Origin of the sequence: Propionicicella superfundia DSM 22317 (assembly GCF_000423465.1) — a bacterium.
GTDB classification, from domain to species: Bacteria; Actinomycetota; Actinomycetes; order Propionibacteriales; family Propionibacteriaceae; genus Propionicicella; species Propionicicella superfundia.
In genome coordinates, this window is the sequence record NZ_KE384022.1 from 20,275 (window position 1) to 44,948 (window position 24,674).

Below are 24,674 nucleotides of genomic sequence, written 5' to 3' on the forward strand. Positions count from 1 at the left end.
TGGCGTCCGGGCGGGCACTCTGACCCGGGGTATTTGCAGCTCACCTCGGAGAGACCGCACAACTCCGCGTGTCGATCGCCGACGAACGGCACGGCGGGACCGACCACAAGCTGGCGCCCGAACAGACGATCGAATATTCGTTCCGCATCATGCCCGTCGAACGCTGCGGTCGGGTGTGACCACCACGCCGTTCCCAGTGCACCTCTCACAGCCGTTCCGGGGATCACGGTGTGGATCTCGCGCGTGTTCAGTACCGATCCGGCCCGGCCAGCCGAGACCCGGGTACGAGGCGTCAGCGTGTAAGTGAAGCGGAGACTCATGGAACCCTCACCCTCGCCGCAATCAGTCGCTCCGAATCGGCGTCTGTCCATGGTTCGCCATCGTCCTCGATGGAGACCCATCCTTCCCCGCGTCGCCGTCCGCCACCGAGCCCGAGGACGGCGAGCGCGGCGGCACGCAGGACAAGGCTGTGGACGCTGTACTGCTCGTCGGACAGCCTGACACGGGGTTCCACGCAGAAAGTGGCGGGCTCTGCCCATGCGTGCTCGCCGAACATGAGGAACCCTCTCTTCGCAAGACCCGTCGCGTCGTCCACCGAGATCCGGGTCGTGCTCGTTACGGCGATCGGCACGGCGAACTGCGCGTCCGACCACCACCAGGGTGCCGGCTGACGCGGCTTGCCGAAGACGTCGTCGACAAGGGTCTCGCGCACGCCCAAGGACTCCCGCGCGGCAGCCCGCATGAGACCTTTCAGGCTGCTGGCCGGAAGAGGGGTGTCCCGGTCGACCGCGTTGTCGAGCCCCGGTTCGGGTCGCCCTGTGCCGACGTGGAATGGGCCGTGAAACCGGATGGTGAAGGCCAACGAGACCTGATCGAGCCTGGCTGTCATGGCTGATCCTCCCGGTTCGCACGTGGCCACCATCGGGCACGTGACAACAGCGCCCGAAGCCGGTCCGTGTCGTCCTGTGCCAGTTGACTGATCGCCTTGGGCACTGCAGCCCCGTCGTGAGCCCGCCTTCCCGCCCAAGTCGACACTCTGCCGGCCGCCGCGCCCAGGGACGAGTCGCGAAGTATCTGTCCAAGTCTGTGCCGCGCGGCCGGTGGAAGCGCAAAGACCTCCAGCGCGGCTTGCTCCGCGATCGACGCGCCGACCGGCGTCGGGAGAAGCTGCCGAAATGCCTCATCCGCAGACACGACCTGGATCCACCGCCGACCGGCTCTGGCTCCCGTCAACCCGTCGGCGGTGAGATCGACCCACGCGATCCCGGCGGCCTGCCCGCGGAACTCTCGCTTGGCCGCCTTGAGCGCGAGTTCCGCGTGCACGGTTGCGTCCGACACTGGATGCGTGGCGTGCGTGAACGCGACGCCTACTCCGAGCGACAGCTCCGCGATCCGGTCGAGCAGTTCTCTGGCGGCGCCCTCTTCGGGGATGTCGCAGGCCAGGCACGCGCGCAGAGTGTCCTGGAGCGTGCTGAATCCGCGGATCAGTTCGGTGACGAACGTCCAGGCGCGCGCCGCCGGGACGCTCACCAGAACGTCGTCTCCACCGACGTAGTGAGGGATTGCGCTCTTGTGCCGGTCTGTCGGTTCATGGATCGACGACGCGGCGATCTCGACGGCCGTGCGGGTCGCGAAGTCCACATCTCCGGGAGCCCGGTTGCGCAGGTTCGGCACATCCAGGTCGAATGTGTTCAGCGCCTCGAAAAACGAGCCGAGCTTGTTGCCGTCGGCGTTCACAAGAGCGAGCTGGCTGGAGGATTCCTTGCGGCCGACCGCGCGGACGCGTCGCTGTTGCGGGTCGCCTCCACGCCCGGCCAGATCGTCGAAGGTGTCCGGCCAGTCGCCCTTCAGATCATCCAGCAGCGCGCGGGGGGCGCGGGTCGCGCCCTGCCGTGCGGCACAGTCGGGGCCAAGGTCGTTCGACAGCCCTCGCATCTCGGCTCCACAACCGCGGCAGGCGTCCGCGACGGGCTGGTCGTAGCGGTGCGGTGCAGCAACCAGGCGGGCGACAGAACCTTGAAGAGCCGCCGCGACTGCAGATGCGTACGTGGATGCGCTCACCCGCCACGCGCTCCACTCGACGCCCGGAAGAGCGCCCGCTAGGTGCCGCACGAGTCGCGGAGCCGCACTCCGCGCAGTGTCCAGCGAATCGGCTTCGGCGACGACGACGCCGTCGACGTTCCCGGCCTCGGAACACGCCCGAAGTCGGAGGTCCGCCAGGACCTTCTTCATCGCAGGGGCGTTGATGTCTGTCTGCGCACTAAGCGCAGCGGATGCCCCGCGCAGGAGGCGCAGTTCTGGGGTCCGCACGAGCCAGGTATGTACACGCTGCGCCCCAACGGCGAGGTACACGGTCATGGTTTGTCCTTGGTCGTGATCGGCAGCGAACGGTCGCCGTCGGTCGGCCCGGGGAGACGATGCCACGGTTTGGTCGAGCGCGTCTCGCGAGCGCCGTTGCATTCCTGGAAGAACTCGAAACTGCGCCGGAATCGGTCCTGGTCCTTCGGATCATCGCTGACAGCGAACGCCCACGGCGCCCCGGGCGGGTAGGTCACCAGATGCACCTGGTCGCCAAGACCGTCGAGGTCGAGAATCGGCAACAGTTGTTCAAGGTTCGGACCGAACCGTCCGACACGCTCGTTCACGTCGGCCCCCGGGAACCTCGCATTCGTCCAGTCGATGCGCTCTCCGCTCCCGCCGAGATACCGCTCGTGGAGCGTCCCGACGTCCACACGGGTCACCCGCGGGGTCGCGCTCCCGAGGCCCAGGGGCTTCGCCCCTCCGAGCCGGACGGCAACTCTTCTGCCCTCACCGCCAGGGATCAGCCTCATCACCCGCGTGGGGTCGAGCGCGGCAAGAAGCGTGTGCAACGACATCGGGTCCAGTTGGTCAACGGACACACGTGCGGTCAACACCGTGCCCTTCGGGACGAGAATGGCAGGCCTGACCATGCCACCCTTGTCGTCGCTCAGTGACCCTGTCGCCGTATATCTCGGTGTCATGGACCCGCCGAGTTGGGCGCTCTGCCAATCGGCCTGTGCGTCGGGATCGGAATGCCAGTAGTACTTGCGGCCGGCCAATCGCTTGTAGATGGGTCCGACGTGATCCGCCTTGCTGCCCCAGTGACTCGCGACGTCACCCACGGGGCGGCCCTCCTGGGGGGAATCCTTGCGCCACTGCAGATAGAACATGCCCATGCCCGGACGGGGTTGTCCCAACGGCGCAAGCCTCACCGACGTTGTGGTCACGGGCCCGCTGCGTGCCGCCCCAAACCGCACGTGCCCCGCGTAGGAGTCTTGTCGGCCCTTCCCTGCGTCGCCAGCGGATGTGTCGGCGGCACCGAAGACGGCGCAGGAGTGGCACAGCGTCAGGTCCTCTCCCGGAATGCACGGAAGCGGGGAGGTCGGCCCTGATCCGAGCCTCTCGCGGACACTCCCGTCCCCGGCACGCCGCCAGATTCGTGCGAGCTTCAACTCGCGGACGCGGTCGCGCTCCATTCGCACCCACACGACATCGCCAGGAAACAACAGGCCGCTCGCTCGCGCGCGTTGCGCGATTACTCCGAAGCCGCCACCAGGGGTCCACCACTCGACATCGGCGTAGTCCCGTTCCCTTTCCCACGCTCGCGCGTCGCTCTTTCCCGAGCGTTTCCCCTGCTGCTCGAGCCGCCGCCTGTCGTCGGTGCCACGGCACGCCGCGCGATACGCCTGGATCGCATCCTGATCCGCTACGGGGTCGAGATCGACGACGCGCTCGGTCGCGGTGGCCGTCGCCCAGAAGCAGCGTCCTTTGGCCCCGTTCTTGCGCTTCCTCCGTCGTGCTGTCGTGTCGGTCACGAGCACGACTCGGGCACCTTCCGAAACAGCCGCCGAGCCCGGCGTTGCGACTCTTCGCGCCGCCGACACGGTGCACATCTCACGCCGGTCGAGTGTCGATGTTGTGATCGCGCCTTCGAGTTCCAGCCAATCTCCGGATCTCACGGCCCTGTCCCTGCGAAGCGCTCTTGCCAGCGATGTAGCTTCCACCCAGACGATGTCCTCGCACAATCGCAGTCGCTGCGGCTGCCCATCTCTGCTCTCAGTCACGACCGCCAGGGTCCAGTTCGCGGCCCCATCGACTCCAGCATGCGTTGGTTCCCGGTAGCTCGGCACAAAATCCTCGTCCAACACTCGAAGACAGCCGTTGAACATTGTCTCGTGCAACGACCGGGCCATTCCCTTGAGCGCCGATCCTGGAATCCGAACCCCCTCGTCGGTCAGCCACCCTTCGGCCTCGGCTTCTCGTGGAAGCACCATCGGGGTCTCCAACGTCCACTCCATATCGATAACACCGCTGTACAAGCGTCCTCGATGGGCACCCGCGTGCATTAGAGGCTGCCGACGAATGACCTCGATCGGTAGCGGCACGAAGGTGTACGGGTTGACGAAAGCAGCGCTGGTGTCCACGCTATGCCTCTCCCTCGAAACGGGCTCGACTGTGATGCTCTTGGCCGGCGCCGTGTGCCTCGTGGACGAAACGGGCAAGCGCGCGACCTCCGATGATGAGACCGGACTCGCCTCGACAGCCGCTTCGTTCCCGCCGAGCCGAAGTCGACACCTCACCCCACGGGAAGAGGGGATCCTGCCGACGGACCGCGGTGGCAAGGGCACGGGACACCACCAGACCGACGCCGGGCTCGGCGTCGGGTGGCCCTGAGACAGCTCCGGTGTGCCGTGCCGCGGTCAGAGGAACACCGACCCCGTCGACGGTGAGGGGCTGCTCCCGGGTCTCCGACTCCGTCAAACGCGCGGTACGCCCGGATCGGGGCAGTCGCAGGATGGGCTGTTCCTCGCGCCACACAGTGATGTCGTGTGCGGTCAGGTTCACCAGCTTCATGGGATCAGCCTCGATGCACGGGCCATTTCGAGCAGTGACGGTTGGCGCGGGTGCACGCGCGTGACGCCCGGCGGGCCGTCGCCGTGAAGCTGGACGGTGACGAGCCTCGACCAGGGCACTCGGCACGCCTCCTGGGTGCATTTGTCGTTTCCGCAGGCGGAGCCTCCGCCGGACGGCCGCCCCAGCAGCCACCCGAACGACAGGCTCATGGTCTTCGGCACGGCGCAGACGAGGATGACGTAGTCGCTCGCGTGTTCGTGGATGATCTTCCGGAGGTGCGCCACGATGGCTGCGGCGGCCTGTCCGGGCGAGATGTACTGCGCGCGAACCCGATACTCGCGATCCGCCGGCATGCTCAGCCCCGGGGACGTCCAGGCGTGTGCAGGGATCTTTCCCGTCCCCAGCTCCGTTCCGTCCTTACCCGCGGCCAGGACGACCGTCTCGACGCGCGGGTCGGCGACGCGTCCCTTCGGGACAATGCGGAACTGTGGAATGCCCTTCCACTCGTTCGGAAGGGTGTACAAGGCCCGTGTCAACTCAATTGCCGCCACAACGGCGCCCGGCCCATCGGCTCGACCGGATCCGATTGAGCCGCCCGCCTGGTGCGGCTGCACCTGCGCGTCCGCTTCGGGCGGGATCAACTCGACGCCATTGGCTGGCCTCCGCTCGACCTTCGACCAGAGATCCCATCGAACCTCGGGGCGACCGCCCTGAGCCGGTTCGAGCAGGTGCGTACCCGGGAACGGATACAGGTGCGCGCCGAGTGCCATGCCCATCGGCCACAGCAGGTTCGGCGCGATGTTGAACCCGGTGGACACGTCGTCATCGTTCATGGTCTGCTGCAGATCGCGGGCCAACTGGCGGACCTCGGCTGCGACGTCGATCGCCCGGACCCCGGAGATCGTCTGCCATTCGGCATCCACCCAGGCAGTCGAGGCACGAATATCCAAGTGCTGGCGCTGGATCACCTGCATATCCTCAAGGCGCTCGTCCCGCATGCCTGACTCCAGCAGACGCACATAGTAGAGAGTCCCGTGTTCACGCCTGATCCGCGCCCGCAGTGCCGCGAGCTTCCAGGTTCCCACGGCAGCGACGACCGCCACGGCCAGGTAGATACACGACGCCCATGATGCCGAGAGAGGGACGACGGCCTCGACCAGGAGCGTAAGCGAGGCCGTGAGCACCGCGACCCCCACCGCCAATCCCAGGTCCAACAGAGACCCGGGAACGCGCGAGCCTCCGCGCGCGAGTTCTCCAGTGCGCGACGCACGCCGAGCGGGCCAGTTCACGCGGCGCTCCTCCCGATCTCGAGGTGACGACTCCAACGGTATGGGCCCGGATGGGTCACGCGACGAGGAACGGGCATCTTGCCGAACACGCGCCTCCCGCGCCGCGTCACAGCACCGCCCAGTACAGCACCCTCGACGGCGCTTGAGCCTGGCCGAGGCAGACTGCCTGTTCCCAGCAATGCGCACATTGCCGGAGGAACCACAGGGAATCGTCCTCGGCGTCAATGATCTTCGTCGCGCTTGCCTGCAGCTCCGAGAAGGAGTCGGAGTCGGCCTCCAGGATGAACACGGATTGCTGCACCCGATCGCCGTAGGTCTGGAGCAGCGCTGCGAGGCGCGCCCGGCGCATGTCGTCCGCGACGTCGTACGCCGCTATCAGTGTCAACGCCATGACAGACCAGTCCATGCCTGTCCGCGGTCCATGATCGCGGCCCGCAGACGCTGAGCCTGGCGTAGCACATGGCGACGTAGTGATCCGGCGAAGCCCGGCAGCGCGCCTCGCGTCGCGGTGAGCATTCGCGTCTCATAGGCGTCGAGCACCGCCTCGCGCCCCGCCTTGGTGAGCAGCACGCCGCGCCCCGGCTCGCTGCGACCGCTCGCGACCGTCAGACCACCTCGCCTCGCCACACGGAGCACGACGGAGTCGACGATGTGAGGCCGGAACTCCTCCATGAGGTCCAGGGCGAGGCTAGGCCGGTTGCCCTGGTCGGCATGCAGCACACCGATGCTCGGGTCCAGGCCGGCAGCATGCAGAGCAGTGACGCATTCGCCCAGAAGAACGGTGTAGAGGAAGGAGAGCGCCGCGTTCGGGACGTCTTCCGGCGGCCGACGGCTGCGTAACGCGAACCGCAACTCCTCGGGCATGAGACGTCCCAGCATCGGAAAATACGCCTGCGCGGCCGCGCCCTCCAAGCCCATGAGCTCGGCGGCCGATCCGGCGTCCGGCAACATGCGCCTCAGTCCCGCAAGGTGTCTCACGACATCCCGGACATCGTCGACGAGGTCGGGATGATTGGCTCGTTGCAGCACTACCTCCTGCTTGCGGACCTTGGCCGCGATGATCGCCCGGCCGATGGCCAGAGCCTGTGCAGATCCCACTGCGTCGAGTTGTGCTCGTAACCGTGCGGGTCGGTACCGTTGCTCGTGACTCACCATGGTTCCCAGGTACGCGCCCGATCGGGATGCGAACACGACGTCTACGTCATGGGAAAGCGCCCAACTGCGTGCGCCGGCGCTGAGCCCTACGGACCCGAAACACACGATTCGCCCGACATGGCGCTTCGGCACATCGAGGACCGTCTCGTCGTCCTTCGTCTGCGCCAGCAATCGTCCTTGCGAAATGCGGATGCGACCGCCCTGCAGGCCGGCATAGAGCACCTTCTCGTCGGGCTCGACGGCCCTGTAATCGTCCAACGCAGGTGGGTAGCGAGGGCCGAACTCCTCACCGAGGAAGACAAATCCCTCCGTGAAGCTCATCGCGTGCGTCTTGTCCGAACCCAGCGACATGTCGAGCCTTTCCGCAGCCTCACTCGTGACGCGCGCGGCCTCCCACGCGTCATCTTCGTTCGCGCAGGGGATCGCGATGTCGTCGCCATACCGCACAGGCGCATAGCCTCGATCGAGCAGGGCCCGATCGACATCCACGAGGACGAGGTTCGCCAGCACGGGTGACAAAGGGCATCCTTGCGGCAGTCCCGTCACCGCACGGAGCGCTCGGGTCGCCGTTCGGTACGGCCTGGCACTAAGAGCGGTGAGCACGCTCGCCAGGTCATCGTCATCGACCAACGCGGCGAGTCGGCGGTGGGCGAGATCGACCGGCAACGTGGGAAAGCACTCATCGATGTCGGTGCGGAGCACCCAACCGAGGCCTTCTTCCCGTTGTCGCGCGATGGCTTGGACGGCGTCGGCGACGCCCAGTCCCGGTCGGTATGCGAACGCGCAGTGGCCGAGTTCGGGGTCCACGAAGGGTGTTGCCGTGTCCAGGATCGCCCGAGCGACGATCCGATCCGGCACGGAGGGAATATGGAGTGTTCTCGGTTCGTCACCCTTCCGAGGAATCTGCACCTCGACGAGGGGACGCGGCTCGTACGACCCGCCGGTCAGCGCATCGGCGAGAGCTTCGATGCCTCCGGGGGCGTCCTCGGAGAAGCGCGCGACACTTCTGGACAGCTCCCCATCCGCTCGATCGTTGGCCCATACGGCCTGCCAAGCATTGTTCAAGGAGCGAACACTGAATGCTCTGGCCGCCAATGCACCCATCTCACGTCGCGCTTCGAACGCGTACGATGCCGAAGCCCTTCGTCCGGTAGGAGCCGACCCCGCAGTACTCCGCCAAGCGAAGGAGCGAACCCACCTTCGCGGCAGTGGACGCATCGTCGCACCGCAGCCGCAGCCGCCCCATCACACCCCCGACGCGCAACCCCTTGACCGCAAGGGGAACGCTTTCGATGTCGAAATCGGAAACCCACACCGATCCGGACTCCTCGTGCGACAGCTCAACCTTCGTTGCCGAGCTGAAGCGATTCCAGCACTGAGCCGGGCTGCGCAGCAGCGAGGACGGCACCGGGAAGCCGCATGAGCGGTTCCCTGTGCGGAACGTCCCCGGTGTGACGAACTCCAGATCCCAGCGACATCCCGGCAGGCCCTCGGCGAGTTCTCCCCAGGACACCGACGACTGCAGCAGCGCCCTGCCGGGAATCGTCCACCTCTCCCCCAAGCGCACCCGTTCGCCCGAGCCCGCGCAAAGGGTCAGTCGATCCCGCGCCTCCGCCGTCAGCACGGAAACCTCGACACCGAACCGGTCGACTTCTCCCGAAAGCGGCGAGATCGTGTACGGCTTCGTCTGCGCACGGTGGTCCACACCGCCCGCATCGGAGGTGCCGCGGTCGAACCACCGCGACAACGCCGCGTGCAGATGCTCGACCTTCACCGGCGGCGCCACCCTCGGGAGAGGAACCCAGTAGATCGCCGGCATACCCACCTCCACAATCGCTTGCACACAAGGTATCCGGCGAACCTCCGCGAGGAGGCGGAACACGCAGGTTTGTGGGCTCTTCGGATCTGAGCGTGGGTGAGGGCGGTGTCGAGGTGCGGCGCGGCGGTGCGTCGGGCAGGAGGTCGGGGCCTCCAGGATCGATAGCGACCAAGCCGATCGTTCCGATGGAGACCCGACGTGTCTGACTGTAGATGCGGTCAGGGCGCGCGCTGGTGCGCCCGTGCCGACGCGATGTTCGATGTTCCTGGCATGCACGTGCTCAAGGCGGCCCACGAGCCCGGCCGGGTGGTCGTGACGGTCGAGACCGATCAGGTGTTGACCGGCTGCCCGGCGTGCGGGGTCGTCGCGGTCGGGCACGGCCGCCGCGAGCACCGCCGCGCAGACGCGCCGTTGTTCGGGACCCCGGTGCTGGTGGTCTGGCGCAAGCGGACGTGGTGCTGCCCGGACCCGGGCTGTCCGGTCGTGACGTTCTCCGAGGTCCACGACCTGGCCGCGGCCCGGGCAAAGCTCACCGGACGGGCGATCTGCTGGGCGACGGATGCGCTGGTCATGGACGACACCACCGTCGCCGCCCTGGCGCGCCACCTCGGGGTGGACTGGCACACCTGCTGGGATGCGATCGAGACCGAGGCCACGATACGGCTGGCTGACTCCGACCGGCCTGCTGGCGTCGCGACGCTCGGGGTCGATGAGCACATCTGAAAGCCGTCGCGGCACGGCTTCGACAGGGCGGCGACGTCGATGGTCGATCTGACCCGTGACCAGGACGGACGCACCCGGGCACGACTGCTGGACGTCGTGCCCGGCCGGTCCGGGACCGCCTACGCTCGCTGGCTCAAGCTGCAAGGCGACGGCTTCACCGCCACGGTCGAGCACGCCGCGCTGGACCCGTTCCGCGGGTATGCGAACGCGATCCGCGACGAGCTGCCCGAGGCGATCGCGGTTCTGGACGCGTTCCACGTCAAGCTCCGGCACCCAGGTCGTCGACGAGGTCCGCCGCCGCGTCCAGCAGGACCCTCGGACACCGCGGGTATCGCGATGACCCGCTCTACAAGATCCGGGGGCTGCTGCGCCACGGCACCGAACACCTCACACCACAACAGACCGCCCGGCTCGAGGACGGGCTACAGGCCGGCGATCCCGACTTCGAAGTCACCGTCGCCTGGCACTGCTACCAGCAACTGCGCGCGATCTACCACGCACCCCCACCCACCGAAGGACACCGCCGGGCGACCGCGGTGGTCGACGCGTTCGCGACCTGCCCGATCGGTGAGGTCGCCCGCCTCGGACGGACCCTACGAGTCTGGCGCGCGCAGATCCTGGCCTACTTCGACACCGGGGGCGTCTCCAACGGCGGCACCGAGGCCATCAACCTACTTATCGAGAAGACCCGCCGCCTGGCCCACGGGCTCCGCACCTTCGCCCACTACCGGATCCGCATCCTGCTGGCCGCCTCCGGCGCCCGATCAACCAGACCAAACCACGCTTGATTCCGAAGAGCCGGTTTGTGCCGTGCGGCGTTCGACGCCCGGCCGGCCGCAGCAGCAGACACACGTCAGACGTCTCGACCCACGCCCACCGACTGCCCATATCAGGCCCTCGGCGAAAACAGGGGAACCGGGCCCTCCCGTCCTCCCGAGCGCCGTTCGACCGTCTGAATCGCGACGAGAAGGACCAAGACACGAACTCGAGACCGACCAACCAGTTCACCAACGATGTCTCGACCCCCTATTCAATTCGCTGTTTCGCGAGATGTCCCTATGGACCTGTCCAGCGATGAGGTGCTTGCGCTGGTCGACGTCTCAATTCGCTGTTTCGCGAGATGTCCCTATGGACGCGACGCGCGACGAGGCCATCGCCTCGGTGCGGTTTCAATTCGCTGTTTCGCGAGATGTCCCTATGGACTACCAGCTGCAGAACTACACCCCCCATATCACGCGTTTCAATTCGCTGTTTCGCGAGATGTCCCTATGGACCCGGAGCCACGGATTGTCACAACTCCCCGTGACGATCCCCGAGTTTCAATTCGCTGTTTCGCGAGATGTCCCTATGGACCGCCGCGGAGCTCGCGAGGGGCGAGCGGATCGAGGTTTCAATTCGCTGTTTCGCGAGATGTCCCTATGGACCGGCACCACAGTCGAAGAGGTGATCGCACAGACCATGGTTTCAATTCGCTGTTTCGCGAGATGTCCCTATGGACCGACGCCATCAGCTATGCCGAACGCCACGGTGAGAGTCTGTTTCAATTCGCTGTTTCGCGAGATGTCCCTATGGACCATCGGTGCGATCGGCGGGTGGACGATCGCGCACCTGTGTTTCAATTCGCTGTTTCGCGAGATGTCCCTATGGACGACCCGGCTGGAGGTCTGGTTCACTGGTCGGGTTTCAATTCGCTGTTTCGCGAGATGTCCCTATGGACCCTACCCTCGGGACACGCCCTCTGACAAGGAGGAACACCGAACGCCCGCACGGCATCGCCCCGAGAAGCCGCCCGGTGCGCCTCTGTGGGGCGTCCGAAGCCGTGTTTCCCCTTGTCGCAGTGGATACACGGAAGTCGGGCCACTGCGCGACGCGCGAACACATCACTGAGCGCCCGGCCGATGACCGCCTCACCCCGGTCGGGTGTCGTCGAGATGACACGCGTCACAACGTGCGCTGCACCGCCCCGAACCGCTCCGCCGCCGTGGCGACGGCCGCGTCCCGCGCGGCGGCGGTCTCGGCGTCCTTGAGCGTCCGGTCCGGCGCCCGGAAGCGCAGCGCGTACGCGAGCGACTTCTTGCCCTCGCCCACCTGCGGCCCCTCGTACACGTCGAACAGCGCCAGCGACTCGAGCAGTTCCCCGGCGCCCGCGCGCAGCGCGGTGGCCACATCGGCCGCGGGGACGTCGGCGGACACGATCAGCGCCACGTCCTCCTTGGCGATCGGGTGCGTCGAAAGGACGTCCAGCGAGCCCGCGCCGGGAGCGACCGTCAGCAGCGTGTCGAGCACGATCTCGAAGGCGGCGGTCCGCGCCGGAACGCCCATCGCCTCGCACACGGTGGGATGCAGCTCACCCGCGTACCCGAGGACGCGCCCGTCCGCCTCGAACCGCGCGCACCGGCCCGGATGCCACGGTGCCAGCTCGGCATGCACGGGCGTCAACTCCAGCCCAACCGCCCGGCCGGCGACCTGGACCGCGTCCACCACCTGCTGCCAGCCCGCAGCGACGGCCGGACCCTGCCACCCCGCCCCGACCCACTCGCCGGTCACCACGCCCCCGAGCATCGTCGGCTGCACCGGCAGCGCGGCCTGGATGGCGGCGAGCTCCTCGTCACTCGGCCGTCCGTCGACCGACGGGAGCGGCGCGAACGCCTCCTGCCCGCCCAGGAACACCGAACCGGTCTCGAAGAGCGCCAGGTCGGTGTTACCGCGACTCGTGTTCCGCGCGACCGCGGCCAGCAGCCCCGGCAGCAGCGTCGTCCGCAGGTACGGCTCGGTGTCGGCCAACGGGTTCTCCAGCCGCGCCAGCCGCCGACGCTGGTCGTCGGCCGGCACCTGGAGCCTGTCGAGCGCCTCGGTCCCGAGGAACGGGAAGCACAGCACCTCCACGAACCCGGCGCCGACGAGCGCGGCGTCCACCTGTCGCCGCAGGCGCTGGGCGCGGGTCAGCCCGCGCCCCACCGGGGCGGCCGGGACGACCGACGGCAGCAGGTCGAGCCCCGTCTTGCGGCCGACCTCCTCCACATAGTCGTACGGATCGCGCAGGTCGGGACGCCACGTCGGGGGCGTCAGCGTGAGCGTGTCGCCGAGCGCGACGACGTCCACCCCGCTCGCCTCGAGGATCTCGATGACCCGCTCGCGGGACACCGGCATCCCCAGGACGCGTGTCGGCAGATCGGCCTGGATGCTCGTGCGCGGCGGCGTCGAGACGGCTCCGACGACGGTCTCGGCCTCCGAAACCGTGCCGCCCGCCAGCGACGCGAGCAGTTCGGCCACCCGGTGCGCCGCCGCATAGGCCGCAGCCGGATCGACACCGCGCTCGAAGCGCTTCGCGGCCTCCGAGCCGAGCTTGTGCCGCCGGGACGTCCGCGCGATCGACCCCGACGCGAACTGCGCGGCCTCGACGACGATCCGCGTCGTGGACTCCCGGAGTTCCGTCGACTCGCCGCCCATCACACCGGCCAGGCCGATCGGCCCCGAGTCGTCGACGATGAGCAGGTCGTCGGGGTCCAACTGGCGGGTGACGTCGTCCAGCGTGACGAGAGTCTCCCCCGTGCCGGCCTGGCGCACGACGATCGGCCCGGCGAGCCGCTCCGCGTCGTACGCGTGGAGCGGCTGCCCGGTCTCGAGCATGACGTAGTTCGTGATGTCCACGGCCAGCGAGATCGAGCGCATGCCCGCCTGCCGCAACCGCAGCTTCATCCAGATCGGGGACGGACGGCCCGGATCGACACCGTCGACACCGAGGGCCACGAACAGCGGGCAGTTCTCCGACCGCAGGTCGATCGGGTAGCCGTCCGCGACGGCCGTCGGCACAGGCTTCGCGACGGGATCCCGGAACCGCACCTCCAGCGCCTGCGCGGCCTCGCGCGCCAGCCCGCGGATCGAGAAGCAATACCCCAGATCGGGCGTCACCGCGATGTCGAGGACGTCGTCGCGCAGCCCCAGCGCGGGCACGGCCAGGACGCCCGGCGTCCACGGGACACCGGCGTCATTCGCCTCGCCCAGCACCCAGATGCCGGTGTGGTCGTCGCCGATGCCCAGCTCGTCCTCGGCGCAGATCATGCCGTCGGAGATGTGCCCGTATGTCTTGCGCGCCGAGATCTGGAACCCTCCCGGCAGCGTCGTTCCGGGCAGCGCGACGACCACATGGTCGCCGACGTCGAAGTTCAGCGCTCCGCAGACGATCCCCCGGTTGCCCTCGGGTCCGTTGTGCTCGCCGACGTCCACGTGGCACCAACGGATCGTCTTGCCGTTCTTCTGCGGCTCCTCGACGAAGTCCAGCACCCGGCCGATCACCAGCGGACCGTCCAGGTCGGCGCCGAACTCGTCGACGGTCTCGACCTCGAGCCCGGCCCGGATCAGCACCTCGGCCAGCTCACGCCCCGTGATGTCCTCCGGCAGGTCGGCGTACTCGCGCAGCCATGACAGGGGTGCCCTCATCGCGTCGTCACTTCCCTCTCGGCGGCCGTCACCGGGCCGCACCCTTGAGTTGCCTGCTGAACCGGATGTCGCCTTCGACCATGTCGCGCATGTCGGTGGCGTTGTTGCGGAACATGAGCGTCCGCTCGATGCCCATGCCGAACGCGAAACCGGAGTACACGGCGGTGTCGACGCCGCACGCCGCGAGGACACGCGGGTTCACGACCCCGCAGCCGCCCCACTCGATCCAGCCCTCCGACCGGCAGGTCCGGCACGGGGCGTCGGGATTGCCGACGGAGGCGCCGTGGCACACGAAGCACTCCAGGTCGACCTCCGCCGACGGCTCGGTGAAGGGGAAGTAGCTGGGACGCATCCGCGTGCGGACATCCCCGAACATCTGCCGCGCGAGATGGTCGAGAGTGCCCTTCAGATGCGCCATCGAGATGCCCTTGTCGACGCACAGGCCCTCGATCTGATGGAACACGGGGACATGGGTCGAGTCGAACTCGTCGGCCCGGAACACCTTTCCCGGACACACCACGTACACCGGCAGCTCACGATCCAGCAACGAGCGGATCTGCACGGGGGACGTGTGCGTGCGCAGCACGACATGCCGCTCCAGCGGCGAGAGGAACAGCGTGTCGGTCGTCCCGCGGGCCGGATGGTCCGAGTCGAGGTTGAGCGCGTCGAAGTTCAGCCACTCCCCCTCCGCCTCGGGGCCTTCGGCGACCTCCCAGCCCATCGCGACGAACACATCGGCCATCAGGTCCATGAGCGCCGTGATCGGGTGCGGAGCACCAACGGGCCGGCGCGAGACCGGCAGCGTGACGTCCACCTGCTCGGCGGCGAGGGTCAGCGCCAGCTCCGCGGCGGCCACCTCCTCCTGCCGGGCCGCGAACGCCGCCTGGATCTCGCCGCGCGCCGCGCCGATCCGCTGCCCGGCGTCCTTGCGGGCCTGCGGCGGGAGGGCACCGATCTCGCGGTTGGCGAGCGCGATCGGCGACCGCTCGGCCAGATGCTCGCTGCGCGCCTGCTTCAAGGCGGCGACCGTGTCGGCCGCGGCGAACGCCGACCGAGCCTCGGCGACCATCTCGGCCAGCGACTCGGCCGAAAGCGGTGCGACCTCCACAGGGTCGTAGTTGGTGTTCGGCCCGCTCATGGGCCCCCTCCCTTTGACTTCCTCAGGCGCGGTGACGCCGGCAGGGCGCCCACAGACACGACGCCCGCCATCCCATCGAGACAGCGGGGGCCGTGTGCACGTTTCTTCCTTCGTTCAGGCGCGTTGGGCCGTGGCACTCACGTACAGGCAGACAGCCGCGGCGGTGGCGAGGTTCAGGCTCTCGGCCTCGCCGAAGATCGGGACGGCGACGCTGCGGTCGGCCATCTCGAGATGATTCGCCGGCAGACCCCACGCCTCGTTGCCGAACAGCCAGGCCGTCGGCACCGCGGCGTCCATGTCGGGCAGCAGCATGTCGCCGTCGCCGTCCGCGGCCAGCACCTGCATCCCCGCCGCACGGCAGTCCGTGACGACGTCGGACAGCGACATCCCGACGACGATCGGCACATGGAACAGGCTGCCCGCCGTGGCGCGCACCGTCTTCGGGTTGTACGCCTCGACAGAGTCCTCGGTCAGGACGACCGCGTCGGCCCCGAACGCGTCGGCGCACCGGATCACGGTGCCGGCGTTGCCGGGATCGCGCACCTGGTCGCAGATCACGAGCAGCCGCGGCCTCGCCGCGATCACCTCGCTCCACGGGACGTCCAGGAAGGACGCCACAGCGACGATGCCCGGCGGGGTCACCGTCGACGAGATCGACGCCAGATCCTGCTCGGTGCCGCCGAACGCGGCCACGCCCTGCTCATGGGCGATCTCGATCAGCCCGCGATGGTGATGGGCCGTCTCCGTGACGATGTACAGCTCATCGACCCCGCCACGCAGCAACGCCTCCCGTACCGCCTGAGGGCCCTCGGCGAGGAACTTGCCCTCGTTACGGCGTCCCTTCCGCTGCAGCAGCTTGCGGATCGCCTGCATCCGACCCTTCGAGACCGGCGCGAGGCCGACCGGGTCCTGCGTGTTCATGGTCAGGCCGCGTCGGCGGCTGCGCCGCGGGCAACCTCCACCAGGGCGGTGAAGGCAGCCGGATCGGAGACGGCGAGCTCGGCCAGCATCTTGCGGTCGACCTCGACACCGGCCATCCGCAGCCCGGCGATGAACCGGTTGTAGGTCATGCCCTCGGCCCGGGCAGCGGCGTTGATCCGCTGGATCCACAGGCTGCGGAAGTCGCCCTTGCGCGCGCGACGATCCCGGTAGGCATAGGTGTAGGAATGGAGCAGTTGCTCCTTGGCCTTGCGGTACAGCCGCGAACGCTGCCCCCGGTACCCCGACGCCTCGTCGAGAACCTCACGGCGCTTCTTGTGGGCATTGACCGAACGCTTCACGCGTGCCATCGGTTGACTCCTTGCTCTGACGGCCCTCCCGGGCCGGTTGCACCTCTCGGCGCGATTCGGATGCGGCGCACGCCGCAGGGATCATGAGGCCGGGACTTACTTGCCCAGCAGCTTCTTCGCCTTGCGCACGTCGCCGCTCCCGCCGAGCAGGACGTCGCCGGTGAGGCGCCGCGTCCGCCGAGAGGACTTGTGCTCGTTCAGGTGCATCTTGCCGGCCTGGCGACGCATGATCTTCCCGCTTCCGGTGACCCTGAACCGCTTCTTGGCGCCAGAGTGCGTCTTCATCTTCGGCATGTGCCGCTCCGTTTCCTCGTCTTCTTACAGGTCGATGTCGGGGTCCAGATTGTCGGCCGGCCCGCGCCGCTTCTTCGTCGGAGCAGCCGACTTCGCCGCCTCGCGGCTGGTGGCCTGCTCCTGCTTCTCGGCCTCGGCGTCGGCGGCCCGCGCGGCCGCCCGGCGATCGCGCTCGGCGGCCTGCTCGGCCCGCGCCTCGGTCTTCTTCCGTGTCGGCGCCAGCACCATCAGCATGTTCCGGCCGTCCTGCTTCGGGCTGGACTCGACGAACCCGTCCTCGGAGACATCGTCGGCCAGCTTCTTCAACAGGTTGAACCCGAGTTCGGGACGGCTCTGCTCGCGGCCACGGAACATGATGGTGATCTTCACCTTGTCGCCGCCGCGCAGGAACCGGACGACGTGACCCTTCTTGGTCTCGTAGTCGTGTTCGTCGATCTTCGGGCGGAGCTTCATCTCCTTGATGACCGTGTTGGTCTGGTTGCGCCTGCTGTCGCGAGCCTTCTGGGCGGTCTCGTACTTGTACTTGCCGTAGTCCATGAGCTTGCAGACCGGCGGACGTGCCTGCGGCGCCACTTCCACGAGGTCGAGATCCGCCTCGCGGGCAAGACGCAGAGCGTCCTCGATGCGCACGATGCCGACCTGCTCACCGTTCGGCCCTACCAACCGGACCTCGTTGACGTGGATCCGGTCGTTGATGCGCGGTTCTGTGCTGATGCTTCCTCCTGTATGAATGCGTTGTTTCCGGGACGTACGAATGGGCTCCTGCGCGCATGCAGAAGCCCTGTTCCAAGGGGCCGGCGACCACCGGCCCGCATGACCCGCCGGACGACGTGCGGTCCGGCCAGGTGGGAGAACAGGTCTCCGCTTCGCGAGAAGGCCCGGCGTGCATGCCGAACCGTCGACCAAGCTTAGCCGACGGCCTCGCCGATGGGTAATCGAGGAGCCGGTCCGGGAGCCGACGTGCGAGCGGGCTGCACCCCGACCGCTCACGGGTCGCCCGGCGCGAGACGCGCCCAGCCGAACCCGTCGGCCAGCGCGACGAGGCGGCGTCCCTGGGCGAGTTCGGAGAGGATCTCCTCTCCGACGACGAAGGGCACCGGTCCGGAGACGTCCACGAGCAGTTCGGCCGCCCCCGCCTCGACCGCGGTCGCCGCCAGCTCGTCCAGCGTGGCCGGGTGCGGCCACGCGTGCGAGCGCCACGCCTGCACGGCGTCGCGACCGGTGAACGCCAGCAGCCGGCGCACGCCCCCGGTCTCCAGCGACACAGTCCCCAGGTCGGGGCGCCGGGCGCCGGGCTCGCGCGAATCGATGAAAGGCAGATACAGCCGTGCGAGGCACAGGTGGGCGACAGCGCGCAGGTACGCGTCGACACCGCCGTCGGCCACCGCGTCCGCGATCGCCCGGCGGACCTCCGGGTCGGCCTCTCCCGAGTCCTTCAGCAGCACGCCCCGACCCCACCACGAACAGGCGCCGGGTGTCCAACCGGGCTCGCCGCTGCGCTGACCGCCACCTTGTGCGGCATACCCCGGGGGTCGTCCCCGACCACTGCGGATGACCGCCAGGTTGCGCGTGTTACCAGACCCGCGGGAGGCGCCGTATGCCGCGCAACCTGGCGGTCACCGTTCAAGGCTCGCACCCACCGGGGCGGTATGCCTCGCAACCTGGCGGTCAACCCGCCAGCACTCAGACCGGCGAGGAGCGAACGGGGGTCGCTATGGTGGGCGCCATGCCCGCCGAGCGCGTCCTTCGCCCGGTGCGTACGCGCGCCTTCGCGATCGCGCTGTCCGCGGCCATCACGGGGGCCGCGTTGCTCGGGTGGTTCCTGCTGCCCGCCCACATCCGAGCACAGTTCACCGCGTTCCAACTCGTGACGCTGCTGATCATCCTGGGGTTCATGGTGGCCGCGATGCTGCTGCTCGGGTTCAGCGCGGTGCGTGTCGACGACCGTGGTCTCGCGATCCGCAACGGCCCGTTCACGCGCCGGGTGAGCTGGGGCGAGATCGGCTCCATCCGCTTCCGCCACGGCGATCCCTGGGCGTATGTGATCCTCACCGGCGACACCGACGACCCCAAGCGGATCGCGATGCTCGGCATCCAGGCCACGGACCGGCAGCGCGCCATCGACGCCGTCGCCTGGCTGCGGGAGCGCGCGACTCAGGCCTGACCAGGCCATCGCAGGCTCGCGCTCCCCGAGTGGCGTTCCTTGTCAGACAGCCGCCTGTTCACCATGCTGAGTTCCATGATCGATGATTCTGTGCGCGCAGGCGGACGCGCCGCGGCGCTCCTGCGCCGCTCGCCCGCATGGCTTCGTGTCGTGATCGGAATCCTCCTCGTTCTCCTCGGAGCCGTGCTTCTGACGCGCCCGACGACCTCCCTGGGCATCCTCGCGCTGCTCATCGGGGCCGGTTTCGTCGTCGCCGGGATCGCGGAGGCGGTCGATCACGACGACGGCTCCCGGCCGCCGTTGCTGCGAATCGTCGTCGCGTGCGCCTGGGTGGCGGCCGGGGTGTTCGTCCTCGTCCTCCCCGGGCTCACGATCCGCATCATCGCGGTCGTCGTGGGTGCCGGCCTGATCCTGAAGGGCGGGGCCACGCTCGTCGCCGGTTTCGCCCGCAGTTCCACCGCCGACATCCGGGTCTCGCGCTGGGCGCTCGGTGCGGCGGGGATCCTGTTCGGCGTCGTCGCACTGGCATGGCCCGACATCACCCTGCTCGTGGTGTCGGTCGCCTTCGGCGGATACCTCGTCGTGATGGGTGCCACCACGGCGTGGGGCGCCCTCGCACGTCCGCGGACGACGGTCCCCCGCGCACCTGGCCGGCTGCGCCGGTGGTCGACGACGATCGCCGCCTGCCTCGCTCTGGTCGTCGCCATCGCCGCCGCCTCGGTCAGCGTGATCCTGCGGCAGGGCTCCCCGGTGGTCGACGACTTCTACGCCGCTCCGCGGGACGTCCCGGACGAGCCCGGACAGCTCATCCGCGCGGAGGCCTTCAGCCGCGAGGTTCCGGCGGACGCTCAGGCCTGGCGCATCCTGTACACCACCACGCGCGGCGACGGGTCGGCGGCTGTCGCCAGCGCGCTCGTCGTGGTCCCGCGCGTCGGCGCCGGAGACTGGCCCGTCATCGCCTGGGCGCACGGCACGACCGGCTATGCCGAGAACTGCGCACCGTCGCTGCTCACCCAGCCGTTCGAGTCGGGGGCGCTGTTCCTGCTTCCCGAGATCATCGCCCAGGGCTGGGCGCTCGTCGCGACGGACTACATCGGCCTCGGCACGCAAGGACCGCACCCGTACCTGATCGGCGCCGACAGTGCTCACGCCACCCTCGATGCCGTCCGCGCCGCCCGCGGGCTCGCCGACGCCCGGATCGGCACGGAGACCGTCGCGTGGGGCCATTCCCAGGGCGGCGGGGCGGCGCTGTGGACCGGCGCGCTGGCGTCGTCCTACGCGCCGGACGTCGAACTCGCCGGCGTCGCAGCCCTCGCCCCCGCCAGCGACCTGGCCGGACTCGTGTCGCGGCTCGCCACCGCGACGGGCGGAAGCGTGCTGGCCTCCTTCGTCCTCGCGGCGTACACGTCGATCTATCCCGACGTCACCTACCGCGACTATGTCCGGCCCGGCGCCGAGGCGACTCTGCGCGCGATGGCCACCCGCTGCCTCTCCGAGCCGGGTTCCCTCGCGTCGGTGCTGTCCGCGCTGGGCATGGCCGACGATCCCGAGTTCTCCACCGACGACCCCGCATCGGGGGCGCTCGGACGGCGCTTCGCCGAAAACACCCCGCCCGCGACGATCAGTGCCCCGCTCCTTGTCGGGCAGGGTGGCGCCGACGCCGTCGTCGCCAGGTCCATCCAGGACGCCTACGTGGCGGGGCTCTGCAGCCAGGGGCAGCAGGTCGACTACCGGGTGTACGCGGGCCGTGACCACGTCCCCCTCGTCCAGCCCGACTCGCCCCTCGTCCCCGATCTCGTCGCATGGACGCAGGAGCGCTTCGCCGGCGCCGCCGCGCCGACCGGCTGCCGCACGACCGAACGCTGAGAGGCCGTGAGCAATGGAGCGACACTCGGCCGGGCCGCCCGAACAGGACGGCCTCGCCCATGCCGGCAAGTTGTTACGGGCCGCCCTGGGCTCGATGGAGCAGGCCGCCGAGACCGGCCGCCACGCGCTCCGGGCCGTCTCGCGTGAGTGTCGGAGGGCAACCGCCCGAGGCGCCGACGTCGCCCAGATCGCCGTCGCCCTGGGCATCTCGCGAGCGTTCGCAGCCTCGTTGTGCTCAGCCGACTCGACCCAGACGGTGGAGCTTCTCGGGCTCCAGGCGGACGCCAGACTCCGCTTCCTCGTGGATCTTCAACAGGACCGCTCGCTGGAGGCGGCCGGATACGTGGGCTGCACGTCCGCACCAGGGGCGGATCTCACTCTGCTGTGGCATCGGCCCGACCGGTCCGCAGTCGCCCGGGTCACGGCGCAGGCCGCCGCCGCGGGAGTGGCCATCGCACACGAGGACTTCCCCGCCGCTCCGGAGCAACTTGCCGCGACGATCCGTGTCGTCACCACCGAACTCGGCGCCGAGGCGATCCACGGATCCCGCCTGACACCGCGCGGGATCACCATCCGCACCAGCCCGGACACGGACGCTCGGACGCTGACCGACCTCGACGCGAGGCTCCCCGCGTGGATGGAGCTGGCGCCGGACCGGGAGTCGTGATCCCGCAGGATCCTCGGACACGCGACGCGGCCGGATCCCCAGGGGACCCGGCCGCGCGAACTGTGGTCGTCAGGCCAGCTTCGGCGGCATCACGGCTGCGGAGATGATGTCGAGCGGCGGCTGCTCGCCCGAGATCACGCGCAGCACCGCCTGCAACAACGGCAGCTTTGCGGGCAGTCCGTCACCGAGCTGTTCGACGAGCGTCTTCGCCAGACCGGCCGCGGGCACGCCCTCGACCGTCTGCTCCGCCGCGACCATCGCGTCCAGCGCGTCGACCGCGGGCTCGCCCCGGCCGATCCGCAACCCGTAGACCTTGTTGCGGCCGGAGAGCCCGGTCACCTCCAGGTCGCCGACGCCGGCCAGGCCGAACGCCGTCACCGGGTCGGCACCCAGCACCGTGGACAGCAGGGACATCTCCCGCACGGCCTGGGCGAACGTCGCCGCCTTCAGGTTGTGATGCGGGAAGCCCGTCGCCTCCTCCAGCCCATCGGCAACGCCCAGCGAGATCGCGTACACGTTCTTCATCGGGGCGCAGACCTCGACGCCGACCTCGTCGCCCGTCGGCTCGATGCAGTACACATCGGTCGAGATGCGGCGAGCCATGTCCTCGGCGACGGACCTGTCGAGGGAGCCGTAGATCGTGGCGGTCGGCTTGCCCTCGGCCACCTCGTTGGCCTTGCACGGTCCGGCGACGCCCACGATGGGGGGCAGAGTCGCGTTGTGCTCGGCGGCGATCCGCCGGATGGCCTGCGGCAGGAGTTCGATCCTTCCCTGGTCGTCGGGGCAGAACCCCTTCGACGTGACGAGCAGGACCTTCGCCTGCGAGATCCCCTGCAGGGCCAGCTCGGTGACCTTCGGCACGCCTTGGGACGCGACCGACAAGAACACCGCGTCGACCCCGTCGAGGGCCTCCTCCAACTGCCCGGAACGGTAGAGCAGGGTGCCCTTCGCCAGCGGAACGTTGGTCCGCGGATGAGGCAGGCCCTGCTCGCATGCGTCGAGGAGGTGGTCATCGAGCCACGTGCCCCACAGCCGGGTCTCCCACCCGGCCGCGACAAGCGGCGTGCACAGGGCCGAGCCCATGGCGCCCGCACCGAGTACGACGATCTTCGGCATATCTTCCCTTCCCGTTGGCTGGTTGGACGTGCGCTACTTGGTGGGCTGCTGGCCGTAGCCCTTGATGAGCGAGCCTGCCTCGGCCATGAGCTCGTCGGACAGGATCTTCACCGGCAGCCCGGTCGCCATGACGCGCAACTGGATCTCGCAGATGTATTCCAGGTACGGCAGCAGGCTCAGTGCCTTGGGCAGGTTCGGGCCGATGGTGATGGCGCCGTGGTTGCTCATCAGCGCACCCTGGCGGTCCTTGAGAGCCTCGGACACGTTGATCGCCAACTGGTCGGTGCCGAACGTCGCGTACGGAGCGACCCGGATCGCGCCGCCGAACATCGACGAGTAGTAGTGGGACGTCGGGATCTCGTCCACGATCAGACCGAGCGCGGTCGACGCCGGAGCGTGGTTGTGCGTGATCGCTCCGGCATCCGTCGCGGCGTACACCGACAGGTGCAGGGGCAACTCGCTGGACGGCTTCAGCGCGCCCTCGACGAGGTTGCCCGACAGGTCGGTCACGACGACGTCCTCGGCCCGCATGACGTCGTACTCGACGCCGCTGGGCGAGATCGCGACATGGTCGCCCACCCGGACCGAGACGTTGCCCGCGGTGCCGACGACGAGGTTCAGCCGCTGCATCGTCAGGCAGGTCTCGACGATCTGCTGACGCTCCTTCTCCAACAACATTGGCGCTTCTTCTCCTAGGTTCTCTTCGTTGTCCTGCTGATCGTCCGGGCGCGGTGCGCCCGTCACGGCTTCAGGATGTACTTGCTGCCGATGCCCTTGGACATGTCCTCCAGGCTCTCCACCAGGGCCTCCAGCGGGCGCACCTCCGTGCACAGCGTCATGCCGTCGAACTGCCCGCTCGACAGGAGCTTGACGGCGATCTGCACGTAGCGCGGGGCGTGGTGGTACACCCCGACCATCTTGTACTCCTTGTAATGCATCGCGACGGCGTCGACGCTGAAGGTCGAGCCCGCCTTCGGGCCGCCGAACATGACGGCCGTGCCGCCGGGACGCAGGCACTGCCAGGTCTGCTCCCACACCTCCGGCAGGCCGACGGCCTCGATCGCGACGTCGGCGCCCCGCCCGAACGGGGTCACCTCCCGGATCGCCGCGGCGCACTCGGCCGGGGTCTCCAACCCGGTCAGGTTCACAGTCGCGATGGCACCTGCCTGCTCGGCCTGCGCAAGACGTCCCGCGGACCGATCCGCCGAGATCACCGTCGCACCGCGCAACTGTGCGAGCCGGACATACATCTGGCCGATGGGACCGGCGCCGTTGACGACGACGGTGTCCCCGAGCTTGATCCCGCTCATGGCCATGCCGTGGACGACGGTCGACAGCGGCTCCAGCGGGGCGGCCGCCTCGAACGGCAGCGTGTCGGGGATCTGGTAGGTGTTCCGCGCGACGATGTTGGCCGGGATGACGATCTGCTCGGCGAAACCCCCGTTGAGGTACGAGAGGTTCTCGCAGAGCGACTCCTCGCCGATCGTGCACGCCCAGCAACTGCCGCACGGACAGGTGTTGGCGGCGACCACGCGGTCGCCGACCTTGAACTTCGTCACGCCCTCCCCGACCTCGGACACGTAGCCGGAGAACTCGTGACCGAAGCGTGCCGGCAGCGTCGGGAAGAGCGTCGGGTGACCACGCCGGTAGCTCTTCAGGTCGGTGCCGCACGTTGCGGCGGCATGGATCTCGACGGCGACCTCTCCGGGACCCGCCTTCTCGGGCTCGATGTCCTCGAGACGGAGGTCCCCAGGACCGTAGAACATGTACGCACGCATCGTGCGGCACCTTCCCTTTCAGCTAGTCGGTTTCGTGGAACTCGGTCGGATCGGCTCTCCG

Annotated in this window: 21 protein-coding genes, 2 pseudogenes and 1 CRISPR repeat array; of the genes and pseudogenes, 6 read left to right on the plus strand and 17 right to left on the minus strand. The window is 68.8% G+C overall.

What is annotated here, in order from left to right; translation table 11 throughout:
- Positions 1-316: 316 nt before the first annotated feature.
- The 7 genes from G555_RS21425 to cas6 all read right to left on the minus strand — a co-directional run bounded on the left by G555_RS21425 (position 317) and on the right by cas6 (position 9,138).
- Positions 317-889, minus strand: a complete 573-nt coding sequence (locus G555_RS21425) for an RAMP superfamily CRISPR-associated protein (RefSeq protein ID WP_051209227.1) — start codon at positions 887-889, stop codon at positions 317-319.
- On the minus strand, positions 886-1,935 hold the full coding sequence (locus G555_RS0113680) for a Cas10/Cmr2 second palm domain-containing protein (protein ID WP_028709292.1): 1,050 nt from the start codon (positions 1,933-1,935) through the stop codon (positions 886-888). Before G555_RS0113680 ends, G555_RS21425 begins: the two co-directional genes overlap by 4 nt.
- Positions 1,936-2,354: 419 nt before the next feature.
- Positions 2,355-4,445, minus strand: a complete 2,091-nt coding sequence (locus G555_RS22395) for a TIGR03986 family type III CRISPR-associated RAMP protein (protein WP_156887572.1) — start codon at positions 4,443-4,445, stop codon at positions 2,355-2,357.
- A 426-nt stretch (positions 4,446-4,871) separates the two neighbouring features.
- Complete coding sequence (locus tag G555_RS0113695) at positions 4,872-5,978, minus strand: hypothetical protein (protein ID WP_211223265.1); 1,107 nt, start codon at positions 5,976-5,978, stop codon at positions 4,872-4,874.
- A 292-nt stretch (positions 5,979-6,270) separates the two neighbouring features.
- Positions 6,271-6,555, minus strand: a complete 285-nt coding sequence (gene cas2, locus G555_RS0113700; protein WP_028709296.1) for a CRISPR-associated endonuclease Cas2 — start codon at positions 6,553-6,555, stop codon at positions 6,271-6,273.
- Positions 6,546-8,414 carry a CRISPR-associated endonuclease Cas1 gene (cas1, locus tag G555_RS21430; RefSeq protein WP_211223266.1) on the minus strand — a complete coding sequence of 623 codons (1,869 nt, stop codon included), beginning with the start codon at positions 8,412-8,414 and terminating at the stop codon, positions 6,546-6,548. Before cas1 ends, cas2 begins: the two co-directional genes overlap by 10 nt.
- Before the next feature lie 10 nt (positions 8,415-8,424).
- Complete coding sequence (cas6, locus tag G555_RS0113710; protein ID WP_028709297.1) at positions 8,425-9,138, minus strand: CRISPR system precrRNA processing endoribonuclease RAMP protein Cas6; 714 nt, start codon at positions 9,136-9,138, stop codon at positions 8,425-8,427.
- Positions 9,139-9,408: 270 nt separating this feature from the next.
- Between cas6 and G555_RS22880 the strand changes: the two genes are divergently transcribed.
- The 3 genes and pseudogenes from G555_RS22880 to G555_RS23120 form a co-directional block, all read left to right on the plus strand.
- Positions 9,409-9,861, plus strand: a complete 453-nt coding sequence (locus G555_RS22880) for a transposase family protein (protein WP_211223267.1) — start codon at positions 9,409-9,411, stop codon at positions 9,859-9,861.
- A 39-nt stretch (positions 9,862-9,900) separates the two neighbouring features.
- Positions 9,901-10,110, plus strand: a pseudogene (locus G555_RS23430) (transposase); the annotation flags it as partial.
- Between the two features lie 86 nt (positions 10,111-10,196).
- Positions 10,197-10,649: pseudogene (locus tag G555_RS23120) on the plus strand (ISL3 family transposase); the annotation flags it as partial.
- A gap of 242 nt (positions 10,650-10,891) precedes the next feature.
- Positions 10,892-11,578: direct repeats of the CRISPR family, unit length 34 nt; unit sequence TCAATTCGCTGTTTCGCGAGATGTCCCTATGGAC.
- A 224-nt stretch (positions 11,579-11,802) separates the two neighbouring features.
- Here G555_RS23120 and pheT read toward each other — a convergent pair.
- From pheT to G555_RS0113750, 7 genes are all read right to left on the minus strand, one after another.
- A complete protein-coding gene (pheT, locus tag G555_RS0113720) occupies positions 11,803-14,301 on the minus strand; it encodes a phenylalanine--tRNA ligase subunit beta (RefSeq protein ID WP_028709298.1) in 2,499 nt (832 codons plus the stop codon).
- Between the two features lie 28 nt (positions 14,302-14,329).
- Entirely contained in the window at positions 14,330-15,439 is a 1,110-nt protein-coding gene (pheS, locus tag G555_RS0113725) for a phenylalanine--tRNA ligase subunit alpha (protein WP_028709299.1), read from the minus strand.
- Between the two features lie 114 nt (positions 15,440-15,553).
- Positions 15,554-16,360: a TrmH family RNA methyltransferase gene (locus G555_RS0113730; protein ID WP_028709300.1), complete on the minus strand. Its 807-nt coding sequence runs from the start codon at positions 16,358-16,360 to the stop codon at positions 15,554-15,556.
- A 2-nt stretch (positions 16,361-16,362) separates the two neighbouring features.
- Positions 16,363-16,728 (minus strand): 50S ribosomal protein L20, encoded by a 366-nt coding sequence (gene rplT / locus G555_RS0113735; protein ID WP_028709301.1) that lies wholly within the window; start codon positions 16,726-16,728, stop codon positions 16,363-16,365.
- Positions 16,729-16,824: 96 nt separating this feature from the next.
- On the minus strand, positions 16,825-17,022 hold the full coding sequence (gene rpmI / locus G555_RS0113740) for a 50S ribosomal protein L35 (RefSeq protein WP_028709302.1): 198 nt from the start codon (positions 17,020-17,022) through the stop codon (positions 16,825-16,827).
- Positions 17,023-17,046: 24 nt separating this feature from the next.
- Positions 17,047-17,754 (minus strand): translation initiation factor IF-3, encoded by a 708-nt coding sequence (infC, locus tag G555_RS0113745; RefSeq protein WP_425413853.1) that lies wholly within the window; start codon positions 17,752-17,754, stop codon positions 17,047-17,049.
- A 254-nt stretch (positions 17,755-18,008) separates the two neighbouring features.
- Complete coding sequence (locus G555_RS0113750) at positions 18,009-18,467, minus strand: SseB family protein (RefSeq protein ID WP_051209232.1); 459 nt, start codon at positions 18,465-18,467, stop codon at positions 18,009-18,011.
- 281 nt (positions 18,468-18,748) lie between these two features.
- Between G555_RS0113750 and G555_RS21435 the strand changes: the two genes are divergently transcribed.
- The 3 genes from G555_RS21435 (at position 18,749) to G555_RS0113765 (ending at position 21,719) form a co-directional block, all read left to right on the plus strand.
- Entirely contained in the window at positions 18,749-19,186 is a 438-nt protein-coding gene (locus tag G555_RS21435; RefSeq protein WP_169337929.1) for a PH domain-containing protein, read from the plus strand.
- Positions 19,187-19,261: 75 nt separating this feature from the next.
- Positions 19,262-21,052 (plus strand): lipase family protein, encoded by a 1,791-nt coding sequence (locus tag G555_RS0113760; protein ID WP_036923134.1) that lies wholly within the window; start codon positions 19,262-19,264, stop codon positions 21,050-21,052.
- Positions 21,053-21,065: 13 nt separating this feature from the next.
- The gene (locus G555_RS0113765; RefSeq protein ID WP_028709306.1) at positions 21,066-21,719 is read left to right on the plus strand and encodes a hypothetical protein; all 654 of its coding nucleotides are present in this window, start codon (positions 21,066-21,068) and stop codon (positions 21,717-21,719) included.
- Positions 21,720-21,788: 69 nt separating this feature from the next.
- Here G555_RS0113765 and G555_RS0113770 read toward each other — a convergent pair whose 3' ends face one another.
- The 3 genes from G555_RS0113770 to G555_RS0113780 form a co-directional block, all read right to left on the minus strand.
- Positions 21,789-22,835 (minus strand): NAD(P)H-dependent glycerol-3-phosphate dehydrogenase, encoded by a 1,047-nt coding sequence (locus G555_RS0113770; protein ID WP_028709307.1) that lies wholly within the window; start codon positions 22,833-22,835, stop codon positions 21,789-21,791.
- A 33-nt stretch (positions 22,836-22,868) separates the two neighbouring features.
- Positions 22,869-23,513 (minus strand): class II aldolase/adducin family protein, encoded by a 645-nt coding sequence (locus tag G555_RS0113775; protein WP_028709308.1) that lies wholly within the window; start codon positions 23,511-23,513, stop codon positions 22,869-22,871.
- 62 nt (positions 23,514-23,575) lie between these two features.
- On the minus strand, positions 23,576-24,613 hold the full coding sequence (locus G555_RS0113780) for a zinc-dependent alcohol dehydrogenase (RefSeq protein WP_028709309.1): 1,038 nt from the start codon (positions 24,611-24,613) through the stop codon (positions 23,576-23,578).
- Positions 24,614-24,674: the final 61 nt, after the last annotated feature.

Coding starts and splice junctions, on each gene's coding strand:
- G555_RS21425 (WP_051209227.1), bottom strand. CDS start 889: ATGACAGCCAGGCTCGATCAGGTCTCGTTGGCCTTCACCATCCGGTTT.
- G555_RS0113680 (WP_028709292.1), bottom strand. CDS start 1,935: ATGCGAGGGCTGTCGAACGACCTTGGCCCCGACTGTGCCGCACGGCAG.
- cas2 (WP_028709296.1), bottom strand. CDS start 6,555: ATGGCGTTGACACTGATAGCGGCGTACGACGTCGCGGACGACATGCGC.
- cas6 (WP_028709297.1), bottom strand. CDS start 9,138: ATGCCGGCGATCTACTGGGTTCCTCTCCCGAGGGTGGCGCCGCCGGTG.
- G555_RS22880 (WP_211223267.1), top strand. CDS start 9,409: ATGCACGTGCTCAAGGCGGCCCACGAGCCCGGCCGGGTGGTCGTGACG.
- pheT (WP_028709298.1), bottom strand. CDS start 14,301: ATGAGGGCACCCCTGTCATGGCTGCGCGAGTACGCCGACCTGCCGGAG.
- pheS (WP_028709299.1), bottom strand. CDS start 15,439: ATGAGCGGGCCGAACACCAACTACGACCCTGTGGAGGTCGCACCGCTT.
- G555_RS0113730 (WP_028709300.1), bottom strand. CDS start 16,360: ATGAACACGCAGGACCCGGTCGGCCTCGCGCCGGTCTCGAAGGGTCGG.
- rplT (WP_028709301.1), bottom strand. CDS start 16,728: ATGGCACGCGTGAAGCGTTCGGTCAATGCCCACAAGAAGCGCCGTGAG.
- rpmI (WP_028709302.1), bottom strand. CDS start 17,022: ATGCCGAAGATGAAGACGCACTCTGGCGCCAAGAAGCGGTTCAGGGTC.
- G555_RS21435 (WP_169337929.1), top strand. CDS start 18,749: ATGCCCGCCGAGCGCGTCCTTCGCCCGGTGCGTACGCGCGCCTTCGCG.
- G555_RS0113760 (WP_036923134.1), top strand. CDS start 19,262: ATGATCGATGATTCTGTGCGCGCAGGCGGACGCGCCGCGGCGCTCCTG.
- G555_RS0113765 (WP_028709306.1), top strand. CDS start 21,066: ATGGAGCGACACTCGGCCGGGCCGCCCGAACAGGACGGCCTCGCCCAT.
- G555_RS0113770 (WP_028709307.1), bottom strand. CDS start 22,835: ATGCCGAAGATCGTCGTACTCGGTGCGGGCGCCATGGGCTCGGCCCTG.
- G555_RS0113775 (WP_028709308.1), bottom strand. CDS start 23,513: ATGTTGTTGGAGAAGGAGCGTCAGCAGATCGTCGAGACCTGCCTGACG.
- G555_RS0113780 (WP_028709309.1), bottom strand. CDS start 24,613: ATGCGTGCGTACATGTTCTACGGTCCTGGGGACCTCCGTCTCGAGGAC.